Genomic DNA, 1,530 nt, shown 5'->3' with positions numbered 1-1,530 from the left:
TAGCCAGTCATCCCGAGGCCTTTCGGCCTCACCCCGGGGCCGGGAAAATGGGGCGGGGTGCCCGTCCGGAGGACGTCGTTTTTGCTTGGTGCGAGTGAGCCCGATAGCCAGTCGGACGCGGGGGCCGTGTGCAGGAATCCAGTGTTGTTGCCATGAGCACGCAAGAGAGCGTCTTTGAATCCTGTGGCCTCGGATGGGCGGGCGCCCGTCGGGATCGTCTCGGCGGGAGGGGCAGGGTTCGTGGACGTGATGGAAGAGCGGTGCGCGGGGATCGACTTGAGCAAGGCGGACGCGAAGGTGTGTATCCGGCTGCCGGGTTCGGGGAAGCGCGCGCGTCGTGAGGTACGGACGTTCTCCACGATGAGTGACGGTCTGCTGGAACTGCGGGACTGGCTAGTGGAGAACCAGATCACCCGGGTGGGCATGGAGGCGACCGCGTCGTACTGGAAGCCCCTGTTCTACCTGCTGGAAGCGACCGAGGGGATCGAGCCGTGGCTGCTGAACGCCCAGCACATCAAGACTGTTCCAGGTCGCAAGACCGATGTGAAGGACTGCGAGTGGATCTGCCGACTGGTCGAGTACGGTCTGGTCCGGCCCAGTTTCGTGCCGCCGCGTGACATCCGGCAGCTGCGGGATCTGACCCGGTATCGCACCGAGACCACCCGCGACCGGGTCCGCGACGTCAACCGGCTCGCGATGTTCCTGGAAGACGCCGGGATCAAGCTCAGCTCGGTGGTCAGCGACATCACCGGCCGCTCCGCACGCGCCATGCTCGACGCCCTGGTCGCGGGCGAACGCGACCCACAGGTGCTGGCGGACCTGGCGCTGGGCAGCCTGCAGGGCAAGGTGCCCTTATTGACCCGGGCGCTGACCGGCAGCTTCAGCGAGCACCACGCGTTCATGGCCGCCTCGATGCTCCGCGCGATCGACGAGGCCGACGCGCGGATCGCGCGGCTCAGCGAGGAGATCAACCGACAGTTGCTGCCCCTGCGGCAGCAGGTCGATCTGCTGATCACCATCCCCGGGATCAGCCTGGTCATGGCCCAGATCCTGATCGCCGAGGTCGGTGTCGACATGAGCCGCTTCGCCACCGCCGGACACCTCGCGTCCTGGGCCGGGATGTGCCCGGGCAACAAGGAGTCGGCCGGCAAGCGGCTGTCCGGGCGCACCCGCCACGGTGACACCTGGCTCAAGACCGCCCTGTTCATGGCCGGAGCCACCGCCGCCCGCAGCAAGGGCACCTACCTCGGCGCCCAGTACCGAAGACTCGTACCCCACCGCGGAGCCAAGCGCGCCACCGTCGCGGTCGGCCACTCGATCCTGGTCGCCGCCTGGCACATCCTGCGCGACCTGGTCCCCTACCAGGACCTCGGCCCCGACCACTTCACCAACCGGCTCGGCAAGGAACGACACACCCGCCGCCTGATCGCCCAACTCGCCGCCCTCGGCCTCGACATCACCGTCACCCCGCGAGAAGAGACCGCTTGACCTCTACCAACGCGCATCAACTCAGGCCATTTTCAAGAGAGC

The 1,530-nt window shown here is 67.5% G+C and carries 1 protein-coding gene; it reads left to right on the top strand.

Annotated features, from left to right (window positions below):
• The first annotated feature begins 249 nt into the window (after positions 1–249).
• Positions 250–1,488, top strand: a complete 1,239-nt coding sequence (locus tag ABZ490_RS52145) for an IS110 family transposase (protein ID WP_359008128.1) — start codon at positions 250–252, stop codon at positions 1,486–1,488.
• The last annotated feature ends 42 nt before the right edge of the window (positions 1,489–1,530 follow it).

This window comes from Streptomyces sp. NPDC005811, from assembly GCF_040630405.1.
Classification (GTDB): domain Bacteria; phylum Actinomycetota; class Actinomycetes; order Streptomycetales; family Streptomycetaceae; genus Streptomyces.
The sequence above is the reverse complement of the archived record's forward strand: the minus strand, read 5'-3'. Positions and strand labels throughout refer to the sequence as shown.

Excerpts from the sequence above, each read along its gene's own strand:
- ABZ490_RS52145 (WP_359008128.1), top strand. The coding sequence starts at position 250 with ATGGAAGAGCGGTGCGCGGGGATCGACTTGAGCAAGGCGGACGCGAAG.